The organism is Vasconcelosia minhoensis LEGE 07310 (assembly GCF_015207255.1).
Classification (GTDB): Bacteria; Cyanobacteriota; Cyanobacteriia; order Phormidesmidales; family Phormidesmidaceae; genus Vasconcelosia; species Vasconcelosia minhoensis.
Genome location: NZ_JADEXG010000150.1, coordinates 1 through 1,623 on the forward strand (window position 1 = coordinate 1; position 1,623 = coordinate 1,623).

The following is a 1,623-nucleotide window of genomic DNA, read 5'->3' on the forward strand; positions in this document are numbered from 1 at the left end:
AGTCGGCCCTGCAAAATTCATTTCAAACCAGCGCCCAGCGTCGATCTGAGTTTTGCAGTCGGTTGAGGCCGAAGATTTCGGCCAATTTCACAAACAAACCCACCAAACCGCTCGCCTGCAGCAGACACAACAAAAGGCCCACGCCTTTGCGGGCGATCATCCGCAGCAGCCAGCGGATGTTGTAGCCCGCCGCGCACAGCACCGCGTGCAGCGCGTCCCCTTCTGAACCCTTGAGGTGGCAGCGGTCCATGCGGTGATCAGCTTTGAGGTGCCCGATGATCGGCTCGATGGCTTGTCTTCGTTTGAGCAGTCTGCGCTCTTCATCGGTGAGCCGCTTGTCTTTGCCTCGGTGTTTGATCTCGACATCCGGGTTGTCCTTGTCCACGCCCCGGTAGCCCAGGTCGGCGTACACCACACTGGGCTTGACGCCCAAGCCTTGCATCAGGATAGCGCTTTGCTCGATCTGCTCATGCATGGTGTGTCCGTCATACGGGTTACCGGGAAAGCTCCTGGCTCCCACGATCAGATTGCCCTTGAGCGTCATAGCCAGACCGACCTTCACACCAAACTCGTAAGGGTTGCGGCTCTTGCCTTTTGAGATGCACTCCACCTCAGGCGCGTGCCAGCTGTAGAGCTTGGCGCGGTTGTCCACTGCCTTGCGGCTGCCGGTCTGCGTGACCAAGCGTTTAGCTTTGTCCAAGGTCTGGCCCAAGGTGTCTTGTATGGCTTGGCTGAGCGTGCTCATCTTGCGAGCCACCTCGCGCTGCAGCCTGCCAACGATGGTGCGCTGGCGTTTGATCACTTTGCGCATGCGCTTGAACTGGCGGGCATGGGCGTAGCGCCCAGCCTTGTAGCCCAGCAGTTGGCCTTCTTTGGCATAGGTTTGCTTGAGCTCGATGCCATTGGCTTTGGCCGCCTCGACCACCTTGGACCTGGCCGTCTCCAGCAGCTTGCTGTCGGTAGGGTGCGCCACGGCTTTCTCTTGCACCGTGGAGTCCACGATCACGCGGGTCAACTCTTTCTTGGCGATCAGCTTGAGCGTGACCGCCACCTCCATGGTGCGGGCGAGCAGCTCTTCCACGCCTTCTTCGCCAAGGGCTTTGCGGAAGCGCCCCAGTTGTGTGGGGTCGCACGGCCACTGGTGCTCGAAATACTCGTTACCAGAAAAGTACTGCCAAGTGGGTGTCTCGCCCCAGCGCTGGATCACGTCTTCGTCGCTCTCGTTGAACGCATGCTTGAGGTACAGCAGCGCCACCGTCAAACGGGTGGGCAGACGAGGCCGGCCAGCATTGGAGACGCCGCCACCGGCTACGGCCGAGACCGGGCCAAACAAGTCCAAGTCTTCGATCTTCTTGCCAGCCTTGACCTGACGTGCCCAGCGTTGAGCGAGAGATGCTTCGATCTCTTGCCAAGGCATGCGGTTGGCCAGCACCGCCAACGGGTGGCGCAAATCGATCATCTGATCCAGGCGGTTGCGGAAAAAGTCATCAGTCATGGCGCTGCTTTGAAAAACTCCCAGAAAACAGGCTCCATTGAATATCTATTTGAGAGTTCTGACCATCCGGATTCACCCCAGATCACCAGCATTCATGCGGGTTGCAGGGGTTTGGCAGGGACGACTAC

At 59.1% G+C, this 1,623-nt stretch carries 1 protein-coding gene; it reads right to left on the minus strand.

What is annotated here, in order from left to right:
• Nucleotides 1-22: 22 nt before the first annotated feature.
• Nucleotides 23-1,495 carry an IS5 family transposase gene (locus tag IQ241_RS25205; RefSeq protein WP_390622499.1) on the minus strand — a complete coding sequence of 491 codons (1,473 nt, stop codon included), beginning with the start codon at nucleotides 1,493-1,495 and terminating at the stop codon, nucleotides 23-25.
• Nucleotides 1,496-1,623 lie beyond the last annotated feature (128 nt).

Excerpts from the sequence above, each read along its gene's own strand:
- IQ241_RS25205 (WP_390622499.1), bottom strand. The coding sequence starts at position 1,495 with ATGACTGATGACTTTTTCCGCAACCGCCTGGATCAGATGATCGATTTG.